Raw genomic sequence first — 19592 nt, 5'->3', positions numbered from 1 at the left:
TTCTACCTCAGTTTCAGGGTGGCAAGGCCAACCAGCACAAGAATCACGGTGATGATCCAGAAACGGACGATCACCCGTGGCTCCGGCCAGCCCTTGAGTTCAAAGTGGTGATGAATCGGCGCCATGCGAAACACGCGGCGGCCGGTCAACTTGAAGGACGCAACCTGGATCACCACCGACAGGGTCTCCATCACGAACACGCCGCCCATGATGAACAGGACGATTTCCTGGCGCACGATCACGGCAATGGTGCCCAGGGCCGCACCCAGCGCCAGGGCGCCGACGTCGCCCATGAACACCTGGGCCGGATAGGTGTTGAACCACAGGAAGCCCAGCCCGGCACCGATCAGCGCGCCGCAGAACACAATCAATTCACCCGCGCCCGGTACATACGGGATCAGCAGGTATTCAGCGAATTTCACGTTACCCGACAGGTAGCAGAAGATGCCCAGGGCGCCGCCCACCATGACGGTCGGCATGATCGCCAGGCCATCAAGGCCATCGGTCAGGTTGACCGCGTTGCTGGAGCCGACGATCACAAAGTAGGTCAGCACCACGAAGCCAATACCCAGCGGGATACTGGCGTCCTTGAGCATCGGGAAAATCAGGGTAGTTTCCACCGCGCTTGGCGCAGTCATATAAAGGAAGATCGCCGCGCCCAGGCCGAACACCGACTGCCAGAAGTACTTCCAGCGGCTTGGCAGGCCCTTGGAGTTCTTCTCGATCACCTTGCGGTAATCATCGACCCAGCCGATGGCGCCGAACAGCAGGGTCACCAGCAACACCACCCAGACGTAGCGGTTGGCCAGGTCGGCCCAGAGCAAGGTGCTGATGCCGATGGACGACAGGATCAACGCACCGCCCATGGTCGGTGTGCCGGACTTGGACAGGTGCGACTGCGGGCCGTCATTACGCACGGACTGGCCGATCTGCAGGTTTTGCAGGGTACGGATCATCCATGGCCCGAGAAACAGCGACAAACACAGCGCGGTCAGCACACCCAGGATCCCGCGCAGGGTCAGGTACTGAAAGACCGCGAAGCCTTTGTGGAACTGTTGCAGATACTCAGCCAGCAGCAGCAGCATTAATGTTTCTCCGTACTTGAGCCACACAAGGCCGCGACGACGTTTTCCATCACCGCGCTGCGCGATCCCTTGATCAAAATAGTTGTGTGTTTGTCTTGTTCGACCACGCCCAGCGCCTGGATCAACTCGGCCTGGGTCGCGAAGTGCCGCGCGCCCAAACCGAAAGCGGCGACGGCATGGGCCATGTTCGGGCCGACGGCGTAGAGGGCGTCGACTTTGCCACTGGCGTAGGCACCGACTTCACGGTGGGACTGTTCGGCCCATTCGCCCAGCTCGGCGATATCCCCCAGCACCAGTACCTTGCGACCGTCGAAGCCTTTGAGCAGGTCAATGGCCGCGCAGATCGAGGACTGGTTGGCGTTGTAAGTGTCGTCAATCACGCGCATGCCGTTGGTCGCCAATTGCGCCACGGTACGGCCCTTGACCGGTTGCACTGCGCCAAGGCCGGTGGCAATGCCGAACAGCGACACGCCCAGGGCGTAAGCCGCGGCGGCGGCGGCCAGGGCGTTGGCAACGTTATGGTTGCCCAGCAGGTTCAGTTGCACGTGTTCGTCACCTTGCGGGCTGTGCAGGGTGAAGGCCGGGCAGCCACGGGCGTCGAGCGTGATGTTCGATGCATGGAAATCGGCCGCGGCGTTGTGCACGGCGAAGCTCAGGACCTTGCGCCCGGCGGCACGTACACGCCAGGTTTCGAAGGCCTTGTCATCGAGGTTCAATACGGCGATGCCGGAAGCGTCCAGCCCCTCAAGGATTTCACCCTTGGCCTGGACGATCTTCTCGGGGCCGCCAAACTCGCCAACGTGGGCGGTACCGGCGTTGTTGATAATCGCAACGTGTGGCCGGGTCATGGCCACCGTGTAGGCAATTTCGCCAATGCGCGACGCGCCCAGCTCGATCACGGCGGCGGTATGTTCCGGGGCCAGTTCCAGCAGGGTCAGCGGTGCGCCAAAATCATTGTTGAGGTTGCCACGGGTCGCCAGCACCGGCCCGCGCGTGCGCAGGATACCGGCGAGCAGTTCCTTGACCGTGGTCTTGCCGCTGGAACCGGTGATCGCCGCCACCGGGTTGGTGAACGCTGCACGGTTCAGTGCACCCAGCTGGCCAAGGGCCAGGCGGGTGTCGGCCACCAGCAACTGCGGCAGTGTCGAGTCAGTGACTTCACGCTGCACCAGGGCGCCGACCGCGCCTTTGGCGGCCACCTCATTCAAATAGTCATGCCCGTCGAAGCGCGGGCCGGCCAGGGCGACGAACAGTTGCCCCGGCTTGATGTTGCGACTGTCGATACTGACGCCGTCGAAGCTGCAATCACTCGACAACACACGGGCCGACAAAGCCTGGGTCAGTTCGCTGAACTGCATGGCCTTAAGCATGGGCCACCTCCCATGCGGTCAAGGCGCGATCGGCCTCGACCAGATCGGAGAAAGCATGGCGCTCGCCGTTGATTTCCTGGTAGTCCTCATGGCCTTTACCGGCCAGGACCACCACGTCGTCAGCGCTGGCGCTGGCAATCAACTGGGCAATGGCGGCGGCGCGGCCGGCAACAAAAGTCACTTGGGAGGCGTCTTTGAAGCCTGCGCGGATATCGTCGAAAATCTGGCTCGGCGCTTCGCTGCGCGGGTTGTCATCGGTGACCAGCACGCCGTCGGCCAGGCGCTTGACGATCTCGGCCATCAGCGGGCGTTTGCCGCGATCGCGGTCGCCGCCGCAGCCGAACAGGCACAACAACTTGCCCTTGGCATGAGGACGCAGGGCTTCGAGGACTTTTTCCAGGGCATCCGGGGTGTGGGCGTAATCGACCACCACCAGCGGTTGCGTCCCGCCGCCCAGGCGCTGCATGCGCCCGGCCGGGCCTTCGAGCTTGGGCAATACGCGCAGGATTTCATCCAGGGCATAATCCAGACCCAGCAAGGCGCCGATGGCTGCGAGCACGTTGCTCAGGTTGAAGCGACCGAGCAAGGTGCTGCGCAGATGGTGTTCGCCCTGGGGCGTAACCAGCGTTGCGAGTACGCCTTCATCGTTGAACTGGGCTTCGCGGCAATACAGGTAGGCGCTGGAATCTTCCAGGCTGTAGCTGATCAGGCGCGCTTCGCTTTTTTCGGCGGCCAGTTGGCGACCGAATGCGTCATCGAGGTTCACGACGCGGCACTTCAGGTCAGTCCAGCCGAACAGCTTGGCCTTGGCGGCGGCGTACGCCTCCATGCTGCCGTGGTAGTCCAGGTGGTCGCGGGACAGGTTGGTCATCACCGCCACGTCGAACGCCAGCGCAGTCACCCGGCCCTGGTCCAGGCCGTGGGACGACACTTCCATGGCGACGGCCTTGGCCCCGGCCTTTTTCAGGTCGGCCAGGGTCGCCTGCACGGCGATCGGGTTCGGCGTGGTATGCAGGCCGCTTTGCAGCGCGCCGTAGAAACCGGTGCCCAGGGTGCCGACGATGCCGCAGTGCTGGCCTAGCAGGTCCAGCGCCTGGGCCACCAGTTGGGTGACGCTGGTCTTGCCGTTGGTGCCGGTGACGCCGATCAGGTTGAGTTGACGGCTCGGGTCGCCATAAAAACGCCCGGCGATATCCGACAACTGCGCCGCCAGGCCCTTGACCGGAATCAACGGCACATCGGTAATCGGCAATACGGTGGCGCCTTCTACTTCATAGGCCACGGCCGCCGCGCCGCGCTGCAAGGCGTCGGCGATATGCGCACGGCCATCGAACTTGCCGCCCGGCACAGCCAGGAACAGGTCGCCGGCGCGTACGTTACGGCTGTCCAGGCTCAGTTCACGAATCAATAGGTCGCGACCAGCGTGGGCGAAAATCTTGTTCAGGCTAAGAGACATCAGCCGCGCCCTCCATTGGCTTTTACAGCAGCGGCCGGTGGTCCGGCGTTGGCTTGTTGGGTCGGCGGCAGGTTGTCCGGCGTGATGTTCATCAAGCGCAGGGTGCCGGACATGACTTTGCTGAATACGGGAGCCGAGACCAGGCCACCGAAGTAACCGGCCTTGCTCGGTTCGTCGATGACCACCACGATGGCGTAGCGCGGATCGCTCATCGGGCCGAAGCCGGCGAACAGCGAACGGTAGGAGTTTTCGGCATAGCCCTTGGTGCCCACCGAAGTCTTACGCGCCGTACCGGACTTGCCGGCCACGTGATAGGCCGGCACCTGGGCACGGAACACGCCGCGCGGTGCCTCGATCACTTGCTGCAGCATGGTCTGCATGGTCTTGGCGACGTTTTCCGGGATGACCTGTTCGGATTTCGGCGCTTCGTCAACGTGGATCAGGCTCAATGGCGTCATGCGGCCATTGTTGGCCAGCACGGAAAAGGCATGGGCCAGCTGGATCGCGGTCACCGACAGGCCATAGCCGTAGGACAGGGTCGCGGTCTCGGCCTTGCGCCACTCACGGTAGTTGGGCAGGTTGCCGACGCGCTCGCCCGGGAAGTCCAGGCCCGTGGGCTGGCCGAGGCCGATCTTCTGCGCCAGGTGGTAGATGGTCTCGCCGCCGATATCAAAGGCGACTTTACTCATGCCCACGTTACTGGAGTTGATCAGGATGCCGGTCAGGTCCAGCACCGGGCCTTCGCTACGGGATACGTCGCGAATGGTGTATTTGCCCAGTTGCAGGGTGCCGGGATAGACCTCGACCTTGTCGGTCGGCTTCCAGCGCCCGGACTCCAGGGCCGCACTCATGGAGATGGCTTTCATGGTCGAACCCGGCTCGAACACGTCGATCATCGCGCGGTTGCGCATCATCGCCGGTTGCAGGTTGCGACGGTTATTCGGGTTGTAGGTCGGCTGGTTGACCATGGCGAGGATCTCACCGGTCTTAACGTCCATGATCACCAGGCTGCCGGCCTTGGCGCCGTTCTCAATGATGGCATTACGCAGCTCACGGTTGGCCAGGTATTGCAGGCGCAGGTCAATCGACAACGCCAAGGGCTTACCGGCCTTGGCGTTTTTGGTGACCTGGACATCCTTGATCAATCTGCCGCGTCGATCCTTGATGACCTGCCGTTTGCCGGGAACCCCGGCCAGCCATTCGTCGTAGGCAAGTTCCACCCCTTCGCGGCCATGGTCATCAATGTCGGTGAAGCCGACCATATGGGCAGTGGTCTCGCCGGCCGGGTAGAAACGCCGGAATTCCTCGATGCCGTAGACACCGGGGATTTTCAGGTCGAGCACGCCTTGCCCCTGTTCAGGGGTGAGGCCGCGAACCAGATAGATGAATTCTTTATTGGCCTGGGCTTCAAGGCGCTCTTTAAGGGCCCTGGGATCCTGGCCGAGGGCGTGGGCCAGCTCGGTCCACTTGTCCTTGGCCACTTGCAGTTCCTTGGCGTTGGCCCACAGGGTGGTCACCGGGGTACTGACTGCCAGGGGCTCGCCGTTGCGGTCGGTGATCAGGCCGCGGTGCGCAGGAATCGGGATATGACGCAGGCTACGGGCATCGCCCTGGCCGATCAGGAAGTCGCGGTCCACCACCTGCAGGTCGACGATGCGCCAGGCAATCGCGCCCACCATCAGTGCGAGCAAGCCCAGCACGACACGGAAGCGCCATGGGTAGAGTGCGCCTTCGAGTTTCATCATGGCGCCACCATGCGGACTTCAGCCGCGCCAGGAATGTGCATCTTCAGCTGTTCGGCGGCCAGCACTTCGATGCGGCTGTGGGCCGTCCAGGTACTTTGTTCCAGGATCAACCGGCCCCACTCCGCCTGCGCCTTGTCGCGCACGCTCAACTCGCCGTACAGGCTATTGAGCAACTGGCGATTCCAGTGGGCGCTGTAGGACACCGCAATCGCGGACACCAGCACGCCGACAAACAGCAGCAACATAAAGAAGCTGCCGCCCGGCAGAGGCTTGGCGAAAAGCTTGCTCACCGCAGCTTCTCCGCAACGCGCATGACGGCGCTGCGAGCACGTGGGTTGGCCTTGAGTTCGGCTTCGGAGGCGAACTGCGCTTTGCCATGGATTTTGATTTTCGGCACAAAGGCTTCGAAACGTACCGGCAGGTTGCGCGGCAGGTTATCGGTCTCGCCCTTGACCAGGCGACGCATGAACAATTTGACGATGCGGTCTTCCAGGGAGTGGAAGCTGATCACCACCAGGCGACCGCCCACTTCCAGGGATTCCAGGGCAGCCTCGAGGCCGGCCTCCAGGTCACCCAATTCGTTGTTGACGTGAATGCGCAGGCCCTGGAACGCACGGGTTGCCGGGTTCTTGCCCTTTTCCCACGCCGGGTTGGCGACTTTCAGCACTTCGGCTAGGTCGGCAGTGCGTTCGAACGGCTGGATTTCCCGGCGCTCGACCACGGCACGCGCCATGCGGCCGGCGAATCGCTCTTCGCCGTATTCCTTGAACACACGGGTGATTTCTTCGTGAGGTGCGGTGGCGATGAACTGCGCGGCGCTGATGCCACGGCTCGGGTCCATGCGCATGTCCAGCGGGCCATCATTCATGAAACTGAAGCCGCGCTCAGGGTCGTCCAACTGCGGCGACGACACGCCCAGGTCCAGCAAGACCCCGGCCACCTTGCCCGCCATGCCCCGCTCGGCGACTTCAGCGCCCAGCTCGGCAAAGCTGCGCTGCACAACGACAAAGCGGCCGTCTTCGGCCGCTAGCGCTTGCCCGGTGGCAATCGCCTGGGGATCCTTGTCGAACCCGAGGAGCTTGCCCTGCGGGCCGAGCTGGCTGAGGATCAACCGACTGTGCCCGCCGCGCCCGAACGTGCCATCCAGATAGCAGCCATCAGGGCGCACGGCGAGAGCCTCGACGGCTTCGTCAAGCAGCACGGTGATGTGGTTAAAGCCGCTATCAATAGTCACAGGATCAAATCACGCAGTTCATCAGGCATGGCGCCCGGTTGTTGAATAGCAGCCAGGTCAGCTGCAGACACAGCATCCCAGGCATCTTCGTCCCACAATTGGAACTTGTTCAGTTGGCCTACCAGCATCGCGCGCTTATCGAGCTTGGCGTATTCGCGCAGACGCGGTGGAACCAGGAAACGACCACTGCCATCGAGTTCGAGATCGACGGCATTACCAATCAGCAAACGTTGCAGGCGACGGTTCTCTTCACGCAACGAAGGCAGAGCGCGCAACTTGGTTTCAATCAACTCCCACTCATCGAGGGGGTAAACACACAAACAGGGATCAACGGCATCAATCGTGATGATTAATTGCCCGGAACTTCGCGAAATGAGCTCGTCACGATACCGGCTCGGCATGGCGAGACGGCCTTTTGCATCGAGACTTATAGCGTTAGCTCCGCGAAACACAGATGCGTTTCTCCAAATTTTAGCGTTTTACGTTCAAAAAACCCACTTTGTGCCACTTTCCGCCACTTGCGCACACTATAGGAATGCGCCCACCACACCGTCAAGGCGCGGATTAAAGGAAAAGCCTTACAGAACGGAGATTTAGGAGCGCAAAAGGAGGAGAAACGAGAGTTCGGCGATGTTTTTGACTCAACAACCCCAAATAGCTCAAAGAGCTAGAGCTTGAACTTAAAGTAATTTATTAAGAGTAAGATTTTTTCGGTATTACGAAGACGCATCTGCCAATGATTTGGCAGGGAGGGATTCTTGCGTTACTACCTGGTTTCTGCCCGAGACTCGTGCAGAAGGAAAAAAGGTGGAGAGTCGATCTATAAGCCGGGTTCTGTCTTGAACAGTCATTCGTCTACGATGGCCATCACTGGACATCTTTAGCAACCTACCCGGTTCCAGCGCGGGCCACGCCTTGGAACCCTATTTGGTCTTGCTCCAAGTGGGGTTTACCTAGCCACGAACTGTTGCCAGTCGCGCGGTGCGCTCTTACCGCACCTTTTCACCCTTACCGGCACCGAAGTGCTTAGGCGGTTATTTTCTGTGGCACTTTCCGTAGGCTCACGCCCCCCAGGCATTACCTGGCACTTCGCCCTATGGAGCCCGGACTTTCCTCCCCCCCCTAATTTTCATAGAGGGCAGCGACTGTCCAATCGACTCTCCGCCGCGAAGGTTAACGGCACGGACGTCTTAGAACAAGTATTAAAAGACAGCATTGCCATCATGTTCCGACGTCGTGCACGTTAAACCCAGGAACTATTCGCTCTTTTGTTTATCAAGTGCGGCCTGATACAACACGTTCTTGCGCACACCGGTGATTTCTGCGGCCAGGGCTGCGGCACGCTTGAGCGGCATTTCCTTGAGCAACAGGTCCAGCACGCGCATGGCCTCGCTACCCACGGCATCTTCACTTTCCGGCGCCGTCCAGCCCGCAACCAGCACCACGCACTCGCCACGCTGCTGATTGCTGTCGCCCTCGACAAACCCACGCAGCTCTTCCAGCGGCAGGCCCTTGAGGGTTTCAAAGGTCTTGGTCAGCTCCCGCGCCAGCAAGGCCAGGCGTTCGCCACCGAAGACCAGTTCCATGTCTTGCAGGCACTCGAGGATACGGTGCGGCGCTTCATAGAAGATCAGGGTGCGCGGCTCTTCCTTTAACAACTCCAGGCGCGCCCGGCGCCCTACGGCCTTGGCCGGCAGGAAACCTTCGAAGATAAAACGATCCGACGGCAAGCCCGCCGCCGAAAGGGCTGCAATCAACGCGCACGCCCCGGGAACCGGGACTACATTGATACCTGCGGCCCGCGCCTGGCGGACCAGGTGATAACCAGGATCGGAGATCAGCGGGGTACCGGCATCGGAGATCAACGCCACGTCATCGCCCGCGAGCAGGCGGGTAATAAAGCGGCTGCCTTCGTCACGTTCGTTGTGCTCATGGCAGGCCGCCAGGGGCGTGGCGATACCGAAGTGCTGCATCAGGCGCAGCGAGTGCCGGGTGTCTTCGGCCGCAATCAACTTGGCTTCACGCAACACTTTCAGCGCCCGCGCACTGATGTCGTCCAGGTTGCCAATGGGCGTCGCCACCACAAAAAGCGAGCCAGCAGTGGAATTCAAAGGACCTGGAGCAGTCAAAGCGCACACCTCGATGATTGGCAAAAGCCATATTGTAGCGCGTAGACGTCAAGAAAATGCGCCGACGGGGTCGCGTCCAGACGGTCTGTTTGCGGCGGTTACTGACGCCCTGCAACATTTAAACGATCTAAATAGACGGTTTCACGCCAGTAACATCGCGCCCCGGCCAGTGCTTGGGTACAATTCCACGCTAATTTGATCGGTATCAGGAACACTTACATGATCGCTTGCCTGCGGCTGTTCTCTGCCCTTTGCCTGGCTGCCCTGTTGGCGGCTTGCGCAAGCTCGCCCTCGTCAAGCCTTGGCGAACTCCCACGGACCCCGGATGCCACCATCGAGCAACTGCTCGAACAGGCGACCTCGGCCAAGACCCCGGAAAAAGCTGCACTGTTGCGCCTGAGCGCGGCAGACATGGCCTTCCATCAGAACAATCCAGGACGCTCCGCGCAGATCCTCGCGCAAGTGCCACTGGACAGCCTCAAGCCTGCCGCCCAGGTTTTTGCCAGCACCCTGTCGGCAGAACTGGCCATGACCCGCAACCAGCCCAAGGCTGCGTTGACGGCGCTAAGCCATCCGAGCCTGCAAAGCCTCAAGGAGTTGCCGCCCGAGCAGCAGGTCCGCACCGGCACCGTGCATGCCCGCGCCTATGAAGCCGACGGCCAGACCCTGGCCGCCGCCCGCGAACGCGTGGCCATGGCCCCGTTGCTCACGGGCGATGCCGCCACCAGCAACCATGAAGCCATCTGGAGCCTGATTGCCGCCGTGCCTGGCGAGCAGTTGCAGGCCAGCGGCAACCCGGTCCTCGACGGCTGGATCAGCCTGGCCCAGGCCGTGAAGAACGCCGGCACCCTGGAGCAGCAGCAAGCCGCCATCGACACCTGGCGTGCGCAGAACCCTGCGCACCCGGCGGCAGTGCAACTGCCGATGCCGCTGACCCGGCTCAAGGAACTGGCCAGCCAGCCATTGAACAAGATCGCCCTGCTGTTGCCGCAACAAGGCCCGCTGGCCAGCGTGGCCAAGGCCCTGCGTGAAGGCTTCATGGCCGCGCACTACCAGGCGCAACAGGCCGGGCAGAAGCCGCCAGTCATCGAGTTCTATGACAGCTCGCGCGTCAGCTCCATCGATGAGTTCTACAAAAAGGCCCAGGCTGACGGCGTGCAATTGGTCATCGGCCCGTTGGAGAAGCCGCTGGTCAAACAACTCAGCGCCCGCCCGCAACTGCCCATCACCACCCTGGCCCTGAACTACAGCGAAGGCGACCAAGCCCCCGCGCAACTGTTCCAGTTCGGCCTGGCTGCCGAGGACGAAGCCCGCGAAGTGTCGCGTCGCGCCCGCGCCGACGGCCTGCACCGCGCGGCGGCCATGGTGCCGAAAGGCGAATGGGGCGACCGCGTGCTCAAGGCCTTCCGCCAGGACTGGGAAGCCAATGGCGGCACCCTGATTGGGGTCGAACATGTCGACCAGCCTGTGGCCTTGGCCCAGCAAATCGCCGACCTGTTCAAGCTGCGCCAGAGCGAAGGTCGCGCCAAGAGCCTGCAAAGCACGGTTGGCGCGGATGTCGCGGCACAGCCATCGCGTCGCCAGGACATCGAGTTCATCTTCCTCGCCGTGACGCCGCAACAGGCCCAGCAGATCAAGCCAACGCTGAACTTCCAATACGCAGGCGATGTGCCGGTGTATGCCACTTCCCACGTGTTCAGTGCCAGCGGCGACAAGAACCAGTACAACGACATGAACGGCATCATGTTCTGTGAAACGCCGTGGCTGCTCAACACCACCGATCCACTGCGCAACCAGGTCACCGCCCAATGGCCACAAGCCAATGGCAGCCTGGGCCGCCTGTACGCCATGGGCGTGGATGCCTACCGCCTGGCGCCGCGCCTGGGTCAGCTCAAGGCACTGCCTGATACCCGTATCGATGGTCTTTCCGGCAACCTGGGCATGAGCCCGAGCCAGCGGATCGAACGCCAGATGCCTTGGGCCAAGTTTGTCAGTGGCCAGGTCGAACGCCTGCCCGATACCCCGCGCTGATGCCCCCACGCTCCAGCGCACAAAGCGGCAAGGATGCCGAACAACAAGCTCTTGAACACTTGCAGCAACAGGGTCTGCGCCTGCTGGCGCAGAACTGGTTGTGTAAACGCGGCGAGCTTGATCTGGTCATGCTTGACGGCGATACAGTAGTATTTGTCGAAGTCCGCTACAGAAAATACGCACAATGGGGTGGTGCGCTCGCCAGTATCGACGAGCGCAAACGTCAAAAGCTGATACTCGCCGCGCAGTTTTTCCTGCTCAGTGAGGGTCGCTGGGCTGACTCCCCCTGCCGTTTCGATGTGGTTGCCATACAAAGCACCCCCCACGGAACCGCTGATCTGCACTGGCTGCGCAACGCCTTCGACGGCTGAGTGTTACCGGAACCGATCAGACATCTTCACCGCACACTTTTGCTCTTTGCTTTGCGGGCTGCACATTCGTGTGCCATACAGCCGCGCTACTTAAGGTCACACAGATGGACATGCAATCCCGAATTCGCCAGCTTTTCCAGGCCAGTATCGATACCAAGCAACAGGCGATGGACGTACTTGCACCGCACATCGAGCAAGCCAGCCAGGTCATGGTCAACGCCCTGCTCAACGAAGGCAAAATGCTTTCGTGCGGCAACGGTGGTTCGGCCGGCGACGCCCAGCACTTTTCCTCCGAACTGCTCAACCGCTTTGAACGCGAGCGGCCGAGCCTGCCGGCTATCGCCTTGACCACCGATTCGTCGACAATCACCTCGATCGCCAACGACTACAGCTACAACGAAATTTTTTCCAAACAAATCCGCGCCCTCGGCCAACCGGGCGATGTGTTGCTGGCTATTTCCACCAGCGGCAACTCGGCGAACATTATTCAGGCGATCCAGGCCGCACATGATCGCGAAATGATTGTCGTAGCATTGACCGGGCGCGACGGCGGCGGCATGGCCTCGCTGCTGCTACCCGAGGATGTGGAGATCCGCGTCCCGGCCAATGTCACTGCACGTATTCAGGAAGTCCATCTGCTGACGATCCACTGCCTGTGCGATCTGATCGACAGCCAACTGTTCGGGAGTGAAGAATGACCGTTAACCGCCTCAGCCTTATAGCCATCACGCTGTGCCTCGCTATCAGCGGCTGCACCTCGGCCATCACTGCGACCCGCGACACCCCTATCCAGGACGACCGTGGCACACGCACTTTTGGCAGCAAGATCGATGACTCGCTGATCGAGACCAAGGTCGGCGTCAACGTCGCCAAGGCCGCCCCCGACCTGGGCAACGGCGCATCGCGTATCGTCGTGACCAGCTTCAACGGCATCGTGCTGCTCGCCGGGCAAACCCCGCGCGCCGACCTCAAGACCCAAGCCGAACAGGCAGCCTCAACCGTGCAACGGGTGAAAAAGGTCCACAACGAACTGCAGGTCGCGCAGCCCATCACCCTGCTGGCAATCAGCAATGACGCCGTGCTGACCACCAAGATCAAGGCCCAGATGCTCACCGACAGCGCAATTCCCGGCTCGCGGATCAAGGTTGTGACGGACAACGGCATCGTCTACCTCATGGGCCTGCTGACCCAGCAGGAAGCAACCCGCGCCACCAACCTGGTACAGGGTGTGTCCGGGGTACAGAAAATTGTGAAACTGTTCGAATACATCGACTGATGTAATCGCCAGCCACAAAAAAGGGCGCCGTGCATTGACTGCACGGCGCCCTTTTTATTGGCTGACGGTTACTGGTACTGCTGGTACGGATTGCCTTGGAACTGGTTGTTCTGCTGCTGTTGCTGCGCAGGCTGGCCATACTGCTGGCCGGGGATCGGGCCGAGGTTGACCTCCACGCGACGGTTCTGCGCACGACCGTTGACGTCGGCGTTGCTGGCAATCGGGTTATCCGGGCCGGCACCACGGGTGGTCAGGTTGGTCGGGCTGACGCCTTGGGACGTCAGGTAATTGGCCACGCTTTGCGCACGACGCTGGGACAGGTCCATGTTCAGTTGGCGGCTGCCGGTGCTGTCGGTGTAGCCGACGATCTGGATGGTGTTCTGGTTGAACTGCTTGAGTGACCCAGCCAGGTTGTTCAGCGGGGTGTAGAAGCTGCTGGCGATAGCATCGGAGTTGGTCGCAAACGTGATGTTGCCCGGCATGATCAACTTGATCTGGTCACCCTGGCGCTGCACCTCGACGCCGGTGTTGGCCATGCTTTCACGCAGTTTCTTTTCCTGCTGGTCAGCGTAATAGCCATAACCCGCAGCGCCGATACCGGCTACCGCTGCGCCGATCAGCGCGCCTTTGCCACGGTTGTTATGGTCAATGGCTGCACCGGCCAACGCACCCGCCAGCGCGCCGAGGCCGCCGTATTTGGCGGTTTTGCTCATGCCTTGCGAACCGTTGTCCGCCTGTCCCTGGCTGCCATCGTAAGGGTTAGGGGAAGCACAGCCCGACAATAGGGCTACCGCGGTAGCAACAACAAGCAGACGACGCGAAGTGAACATGAAGGAAGCTCCTACTTTTGCATTCTGTGATGCAGAGGACATTGGCAATGGACCTGTGCCGAGTTTGGAACGCGACAAACGGTAAAAATTCCGTACTCCGCCGCGCACCTGTGACAAAAGATAAACGCCGGCACGCTCACCTAAACCCTAGCAGAGCCTCGCGCTGTCAGGCCCTGACAAACGGATTTTCGCGCATTTCATCCCCCAGGCGCGTATCCGGGCCATGCCCGGTCACCACGGTCGCCCCTTCGTCCAGGGTATAAAGCCGCTGCTTGATCGACCGCACGATGGTCGCCTGGTCGCCGCCCCACAAATCCGTGCGCCCTACCCCGCGCCGGAACAAGGTATCGCCGGCGATCAGCAGCTTGGCATCGGCAAACCAGAAACTCATCGAGCCCGGCGTATGCCCAGGCGTGTGCAAGGCGACGCCGCAGCCACAGGCCAGCTCTTCATCATCGGCCAGCCAGCGATCCGGCGACGGCACCGGGGTGTAGGGCACACCGAACATCTGGCACTGCATTTCGAGGTTATCCCACAGGAACTGATCCTCCTTGTGCAGGTGCAGCGTGGCGCCGGTCTTTTCTTTCAACTGGCCGGAGGCCAGGAAATGATCCAGGTGCGCATGGGTGTGGATGATGCTCACCACCTTCAAGCCCAGTGCGTCGAGGCGTGCCAGGATCAGCTCATGGTTGCCGCCCGGATCGACCACGATGGCCTTCTTGCTGATCGGGTCACCGATGATCGTGCAGTTGCACTGCAACGGGCCGACGGGGAAGGTTTCACGGATCAGTCCAGGAGTTGTGATTTGCATAAGGAGTCCCTTCTAGCTGTTGGCGCGTGCCGCGTGCAGTTTTTTGTAGCTGTCGATCAACCGCAGGTGCCGGTCCAGCCCTTCCAGTTTCATACTGGTTGGGGTCAGGCCATAAAAGCGCACGCTGCCATCCACCGAACCAATGGCGGCGTCCATGCGCTCGTTGCCAAACATCCGGCGGAAATTGGCCTCGTAGTCTTGCAGTTCCAAATCCTCGTCTAACTGCATCTCCAGCACTGCATTCACCGCCTGGTAGAACAGGCCGCGTTCGACGGTGTTGTCGTTGTACTGCAGGAACATCTCCACCGCTTCCTTCGCCTCTTCAAACTGCTGCAAGGCGAGATAGATCAGCAGCTTCAGCTCCAGGATCGTCAACTGGCCCCAGGCGGTGTTGTCGTCGAACTCGATGCCGATCAGGGTGGTGATATCGGTGTAGTCATCCAGTTCGCTTTCCACCAGGCGCTCGACCAGCGCTTGCAGGCCCTCTTCATCCAGGCTGTGCAGGTTCAGGATATCGGCGCGGAAGAACAGCGCCTTGTTGGTGTTATCCCAGATCAGGTCGTCCACCGGATAGATTTCCGAATAGTCCGGTACCAGGATCCGGCAAGCCTTGGCGCCGATATGCTCGTACACCGCCATGTAGACCTGCTTGCCCATGCCTTCGAGAATGCCGAACAGGGTGGCAGCCTCCTCGGCGTTGGAGTCTTCGCCCTGGCCGGAGAAATCCCACTCCACGAACGCGTAATCGGACTTGGCACTGAAGAAACGCCACGACACCACGCCGCTGGAGTCGATGAAGTGTTCGACAAAGTTGTTCGGCTCGGTCACCGCATGCCCCTCAAAGGTCGGCTGCGGCAAGTCGTTCAAACCTTCGAAACTACGGCCCTGGAGCAACTCGGTCAGGCTGCGCTCCAGCGCCACTTCCAGGCTTGGGTGGGCGCCAAACGAGGCAAATACGCCGCCGGTGCGCGGGTTCATCAGGGTCACGCACATCACCGGGAACTCGCCGCCCAGGGACGCATCCTTGACCAGCACTGGGAAGCCCTGCTCTTCGAGGGCCTGGATACCGGCGAGGATGCTTGGGTATTTGGCCAGCACGTCGGCCGGTACATCCGGCAGGGCAAATTCACCTTCGATGATTTCGCGCTTTACCGCGCGCTCGAAGATCTCCGACAGGCACTGCACCTGCGCCTCGGCCAGGGTATTACCGGCACTCATGCCGTTGCTCAGGTACAGGTTTTCGATCAGGTTGGAGGGGAAATACACCACCTCGCCGTCAGACTGGCGCACAAACGGCAGTGAGACGATGCCACGCTCTTCATTGCCGGAGTTGGTGTCGATCAGGTGCGAACCGCGCAACTCGCCATCGCGGTTGTAGATCTTCAGGCAGTACTCATCGAGAATTTCAGTCGGCAGCGCGTCTTTGCGGCCCGGCTTGAACCAGCGCTCGTCCGGGTAGTGCACAAACGCCGCGTTGGCGATGTCTTCGCCCCAGAATTGATCGTTGTAGAAGAAGTTGCAGTTCAGGCGCTCGATAAACTCGCCCAACGCCGACGCCAGTGCGCCTTCCTTGGTCGCGCCCTTGCCGTTGGTAAAGCACATCGGCGAATGGGCATCGCGGATATGCAGCGACCAGACATTGGGCACGATATTGCGCCACGAAGCGATTTCAATCTTCATGCCCAGGCCCGCCAGAATGGCCGACATGTTGGCGATGGTCTGCTCCAGCGGCAGGTCCTTGCCCGCAATATAGGTACCCGCGTCTGACGCAGAAGCCGGCATCAGCAACGCCTGGGCGTCGGCGTCGAGGTTTTCCACCTCTTCGATGACAAACTCAGGCCCGGCCTGTACCACTTTCTTTACCGTACAGCGGTCGATGGAGCGCAGGATGCCCTGGCGATCCTTATCGGAAATATCGGCAGGCAACTCGACTTGAATCTTGAAGATCTGGTTGTAGCGGTTTTCCGGGTCGACAATATTGTTCTGCGACAGGCGGATATTGTCCGTGGGGATATTGCGCGTGCTGCAGTACAACTTCACAAAGTAAGCCGCACACAACGCCGACGAAGCCAGGAAGTAGTCGAACGGACCGGGGGCCGAGCCATCGCCCTTGTAGCGAATCGGCTGGTCGGCCACCACGGTGAAGTCGTCGAACTTGGCTTCAAGCCGGAGGTTGTCGAGAAAATTGACCTTGATTTCCATGCGGGATTACCAGAATAGCGGAGCAAACGAATTGGCCGCCATTATCCGGCTTTTGCGGCGCAAGTCTCCCCCTTACCCCAACAACCCCATCTCCTGCGCCCGCGCGACGGCCTGGGTACGGCGTTCCACTCCCAGTTTGCTGTTGATATGGCTGGCGTGGGTCTTGACGGTGTGCAGCGAGATAAACAGCTGGTTGCTGATTTCCTGGTTGGAACACCCTTGGGCGATCAACTGCAGCACCGCCAGCTCACGGGCGCTCAAGGTTTCGCCGGTGTGGGTGATTTCGATCGGCTCGCGCAGGGCAACTACCGGCAGCAAGGCCCACAAGCTTTGCCGCAGCAGGTCATTCGGCGCGTGGCCCAGTTGCTCACGCATCCAGTCCGGATAACGTTCCAGCAAACGTTGGAAGGGTTGCAACGCACCGCCGCTCGCCACTTGCAGGGCGCGGGCAAAAACCGGGCGGGCCGATGCAGCCTGACCGTCATCCAGCAACAACAGCACGTACTGGTTCAGGGCCATCACTGCGATCATCTGCTGGCCTTTGCCTTCAGCTTGCCGGGCGAGTACATCGAGCCGGCGCAGGGCGTTTTCGGCTTGGCCACGAATGGCATCCAGGGCCGCCTGCTGCAATTCGATATGTTGCGGCAGATGTGGATGAAACTCCGGGGCGGCGGCAGCCTGGTCGCCGTTGTAGGTTTGCCCCAGCCGCGCCAGCCAGGCATCGGCCAGGTCCGTACGGCCCTGGGCCAGCCACAACTCGCATTTGATCAATGTGATCATGGCCAGGTAGTAAATCGGCGGCACATCCCAGATATGCATCAGCCGCTCGGCTTCGGCCAGCTCGGCAAAGGCCTTGGGGAAATCGCCACGGCGCCCCTCGAGGTTGGCGATGACACAGTGGCCGATCAACACGCTGATATCCCGGCAGGCGCGAGCCTCGGCTAACCCGGCACGCAGGCGCAACAGCCCGGCTTCGGGCTGGCAACGCATTAGCAGCAGGAACCCTTCGTACAGCGACAGGCGCGCACGCACCGCATACAGGCGCTGGGGCGCCAGGCCCTGCAAGCGTTGCAGGCCCTCGCGTACCTCGTCCAGGGAGCGCAGGATTTCCCCGCGCGCCTGCAGCACCCGTGCCCGATCGTAATGGGCCAGGGCCTCGAACAGCGGGTTGCCGACACGTTGCGCCAGCTCCAGGGAGTCGCGATTCAAGCCGCGTGCGCGCCACAGGTCGGCGTCGACGATGGCCAGGTTCGACAGGGTCGAAAGGCACATCAAGCGCTGGCCGTAACGCTTGAGCGGCAGGCTTTCCAGGGCTTCGCTGCAATACAGCTGGGTCAGCTCGCGGTTGCCGCGCCCACGGGCAATGATGCCACTGAGGGCCAGCCACTGGGCGAGCATCGACTTCTGCGCCGTGGCCGACGGTGCCGGCAGGAAGCGGCTTAGATGGCTGGACAGTTCTTCTGCGGCGTCCAACTGACAGGCCAGCCCCAGCGCCCAGCTGTAGAGCACGATCAAGCGGGGCGTGCTGATCAATAGGCTGTCGGGCAAGTCCATCTTCCAGCGTAGGAGCATGCCGACATTCTGTTCAGCCAGCAGTTGCTCTTCAGACAGGTTCTGCACCAGGTTCGCCGCTACATCCAGATGTCCGGCGCGCAGGGCCTGTTCCACGGCCTCATCGAGCAAGCCCTGGGCATTGAACCAGCGACAGGCGCGCAAGTGCAGGCTGGCGGCCGGTAGCATCGCATTCGGCGAGCGCCGGGTGCGCAGCAAGTCGGAAAACAAGTGGTGATAGCGGTACCAGTGACCCTGTTCGTCCAGCGGCACCAGGAATACCTGATGAGCTTGCAGGTAACGCAGGATTTCCGCGCTGTCATGTGCCTCGCGCACCGCATCGCAAAGCTCGCTGCAAAAACGCTCCTGGGAGGCGGTGTCGTATAAGAACGCCTGGACTTCCGGCGGCAGGCAATCGATCACCTCTTCCAGCAGATAGTCACGGATCAGCCCTTCGCCACCATGCAGGCCTTGGGGCAGGTTGGCCTCGCTGCCGGCTTCGGCGGCCGCCAGCAACCAGAAGCGCAGGCCGGCCACCCACCCTTCGCTGCGGCGGATCAGATTGTCCAGTGCCTCACCGCGCAACGAACTGCTGTGGCGGTCAAGCAAGGCCAGGGATTCGTCGTTGGTCAGGCGCAGGTCTTGCTCATGCAACTCCAGCAAATGCCGGGACAAACGCAACCGCGCCAAATGCCAGTCGGGACGCTGGCGGCTGGTGACCAGCACCAACAAGCCATCAGGCAAATGATTGAGGAAAAATTGCAGGCAGCGATCCAGCACCGGCCCCTGGGCCAGGTGGTAGTCATCCAGCACCAGTAATAACGGCGTGCGTGTGGATAGATGGACGGTCAATTCGTCGAGCAAGCCATCGAGCCATTCTTCAAAGGCAAACGGCTGGTGGCGCTGACGCATTTTCAGCAGGCCCAGCGCCTGGCTGCCTACCTGCGGGAAATACTGTTGCAGACCCTCCAGTAGACGTTCAAGGAAACGCCCCGGATCACTGTCCCGCGCACTGAGGCCCAGCCACAGGCTTTGCCAGTGATCCGGCAGGCTTTGGCAGAACTCCACCGCCAGCGAGCTCTTGCCGAACCCGGCCGGCGCGCTGACCAGCAATAAACGCCCCTCCAGGCCCGCGCTCAGGCGCTCGCAAAGGCGTGGGCGCAGCACATAGCCATCAGGCAGTGGGGGTCGATAGAAGCGCCCTTCCAGCGTGGGGATTACCGCACTGGCAGGCCCTTGGATTGGGGACAGATCAGTCATCGCCGGGCTCTTGTAGTAGGCTGTGGTCGGCATTGCAGATGTCCGCAGACTAGCGTTAAAACCCGTCGCTTTGTAGATCTTTGCAACATTTGTCTGAAAAAGACTACAACAAGAAATAACCGGCGATGTTCAGCCCCCCCAAACAAATGTAGGAGCTGGCTTGCCTGCGATTGCATCGCCTCGGTATGTCAGATAGACCGAGGTGATGCAATCGCTGGCAAGCCAGCTCCTACAGAGGCCA

16 protein-coding genes and 1 other RNA gene are annotated in these 19592 nt (G+C 61.2%); 4 read left to right on the top strand and 13 right to left on the bottom strand.

The window, feature by feature from the left end:
- Window positions 1–2: 2 nt before the first annotated feature.
- The 9 genes from mraY to rsmI all read right to left on the bottom strand — a co-directional run bounded on the left by mraY (window position 3) and on the right by rsmI (window position 9019).
- On the bottom strand, window positions 3–1085 hold the full coding sequence (gene mraY, locus AC19YY_RS01040; RefSeq protein ID WP_029297824.1) for a phospho-N-acetylmuramoyl-pentapeptide-transferase: 1083 nt from the start codon (window positions 1083–1085) through the stop codon (window positions 3–5).
- Entirely contained in the window at window positions 1085–2455 is a 1371-nt protein-coding gene (locus AC19YY_RS01035) for a UDP-N-acetylmuramoyl-tripeptide--D-alanyl-D-alanine ligase (RefSeq protein WP_170041755.1), read from the bottom strand. The genes mraY and AC19YY_RS01035 overlap by 1 nt, the downstream gene beginning before the upstream one ends.
- Complete coding sequence (locus AC19YY_RS01030; protein ID WP_500603765.1) at window positions 2448–3911, bottom strand: UDP-N-acetylmuramoyl-L-alanyl-D-glutamate--2,6-diaminopimelate ligase; 1464 nt, start codon at window positions 3909–3911, stop codon at window positions 2448–2450. Before AC19YY_RS01030 ends, AC19YY_RS01035 begins: the two co-directional genes overlap by 8 nt.
- Window positions 3911–5653: a peptidoglycan D,D-transpeptidase FtsI family protein gene (locus AC19YY_RS01025; RefSeq protein ID WP_170041954.1), complete on the bottom strand. Its 1743-nt coding sequence runs from the start codon at window positions 5651–5653 to the stop codon at window positions 3911–3913. Before AC19YY_RS01025 ends, AC19YY_RS01030 begins: the two co-directional genes overlap by 1 nt.
- Window positions 5653–5946: a cell division protein FtsL gene (gene ftsL / locus AC19YY_RS01020; RefSeq protein ID WP_169956357.1), complete on the bottom strand. Its 294-nt coding sequence runs from the start codon at window positions 5944–5946 to the stop codon at window positions 5653–5655. The genes AC19YY_RS01025 and ftsL overlap by 1 nt, the downstream gene beginning before the upstream one ends.
- A complete protein-coding gene (gene rsmH / locus AC19YY_RS01015) occupies window positions 5943–6890 on the bottom strand; it encodes a 16S rRNA (cytosine(1402)-N(4))-methyltransferase RsmH (protein WP_463671602.1) in 948 nt (315 codons plus the stop codon). Before rsmH ends, ftsL begins: the two co-directional genes overlap by 4 nt.
- On the bottom strand, window positions 6887–7342 hold the full coding sequence (gene mraZ, locus AC19YY_RS01010) for a division/cell wall cluster transcriptional repressor MraZ (protein WP_003171868.1): 456 nt from the start codon (window positions 7340–7342) through the stop codon (window positions 6887–6889). Before mraZ ends, rsmH begins: the two co-directional genes overlap by 4 nt.
- 355 nt (window positions 7343–7697) lie before the next feature.
- Window positions 7698–8051: RNase P RNA component class A (gene rnpB / locus AC19YY_RS01005), an RNA gene on the bottom strand.
- 95 nt (window positions 8052–8146) lie between these two features.
- Window positions 8147–9019 (bottom strand): 16S rRNA (cytidine(1402)-2'-O)-methyltransferase, encoded by an 873-nt coding sequence (gene rsmI, locus AC19YY_RS01000; RefSeq protein WP_169956359.1) that lies wholly within the window; start codon window positions 9017–9019, stop codon window positions 8147–8149.
- Window positions 9020–9238: 219 nt separating this feature from the next.
- On the opposite strand from rsmI, the gene AC19YY_RS00995 reads away from it, so the two are divergent.
- The 4 genes from AC19YY_RS00995 to AC19YY_RS00980 all read left to right on the top strand — a co-directional run bounded on the left by AC19YY_RS00995 (window position 9239) and on the right by AC19YY_RS00980 (window position 12697).
- On the top strand, window positions 9239–11050 hold the full coding sequence (locus AC19YY_RS00995) for a penicillin-binding protein activator (RefSeq protein WP_169956361.1): 1812 nt from the start codon (window positions 9239–9241) through the stop codon (window positions 11048–11050).
- Entirely contained in the window at window positions 11050–11421 is a 372-nt protein-coding gene (locus AC19YY_RS00990; protein WP_169956363.1) for a YraN family protein, read from the top strand. Before AC19YY_RS00995 ends, AC19YY_RS00990 begins: the two co-directional genes overlap by 1 nt.
- Before the next feature lie 104 nt (window positions 11422–11525).
- Window positions 11526–12119 carry a phosphoheptose isomerase gene (locus tag AC19YY_RS00985; protein WP_003171862.1) on the top strand — a complete coding sequence of 198 codons (594 nt, stop codon included), beginning with the start codon at window positions 11526–11528 and terminating at the stop codon, window positions 12117–12119.
- The gene (locus tag AC19YY_RS00980) at window positions 12116–12697 is read left to right on the top strand and encodes a BON domain-containing protein (RefSeq protein ID WP_169956365.1); all 582 of its coding nucleotides are present in this window, start codon (window positions 12116–12118) and stop codon (window positions 12695–12697) included. The genes AC19YY_RS00985 and AC19YY_RS00980 overlap by 4 nt, the downstream gene beginning before the upstream one ends.
- Before the next feature lie 68 nt (window positions 12698–12765).
- Here the strand turns inward: AC19YY_RS00980 and AC19YY_RS00975 are convergent, their stop codons facing one another.
- The 4 genes from AC19YY_RS00975 to AC19YY_RS00960 form a co-directional block, all read right to left on the bottom strand.
- A complete protein-coding gene (locus AC19YY_RS00975; RefSeq protein WP_029297808.1) occupies window positions 12766–13527 on the bottom strand; it encodes a YiaD family glycine zipper/OmpA-like lipoprotein in 762 nt (253 codons plus the stop codon).
- Window positions 13528–13693: 166 nt separating this feature from the next.
- Complete coding sequence (locus tag AC19YY_RS00970) at window positions 13694–14338, bottom strand: MBL fold metallo-hydrolase (protein ID WP_170056747.1); 645 nt, start codon at window positions 14336–14338, stop codon at window positions 13694–13696.
- A 12-nt stretch (window positions 14339–14350) separates the two neighbouring features.
- Entirely contained in the window at window positions 14351–16540 is a 2190-nt protein-coding gene (locus tag AC19YY_RS00965; protein ID WP_492633702.1) for an OsmC domain/YcaO domain-containing protein, read from the bottom strand.
- A 72-nt stretch (window positions 16541–16612) separates the two neighbouring features.
- A complete protein-coding gene (locus AC19YY_RS00960; protein ID WP_500603764.1) occupies window positions 16613–19351 on the bottom strand; it encodes a winged helix-turn-helix domain-containing protein in 2739 nt (912 codons plus the stop codon).
- Between the last annotated feature and the right edge of the window lie 241 nt (window positions 19352–19592).

The sequence above is a fragment of the Pseudomonas sp. MF09156 genome, from assembly GCF_059862305.1.
Note: the sequence above shows the minus strand (reverse complement) of the source record. Positions and strands in the feature narration are given on the sequence as shown.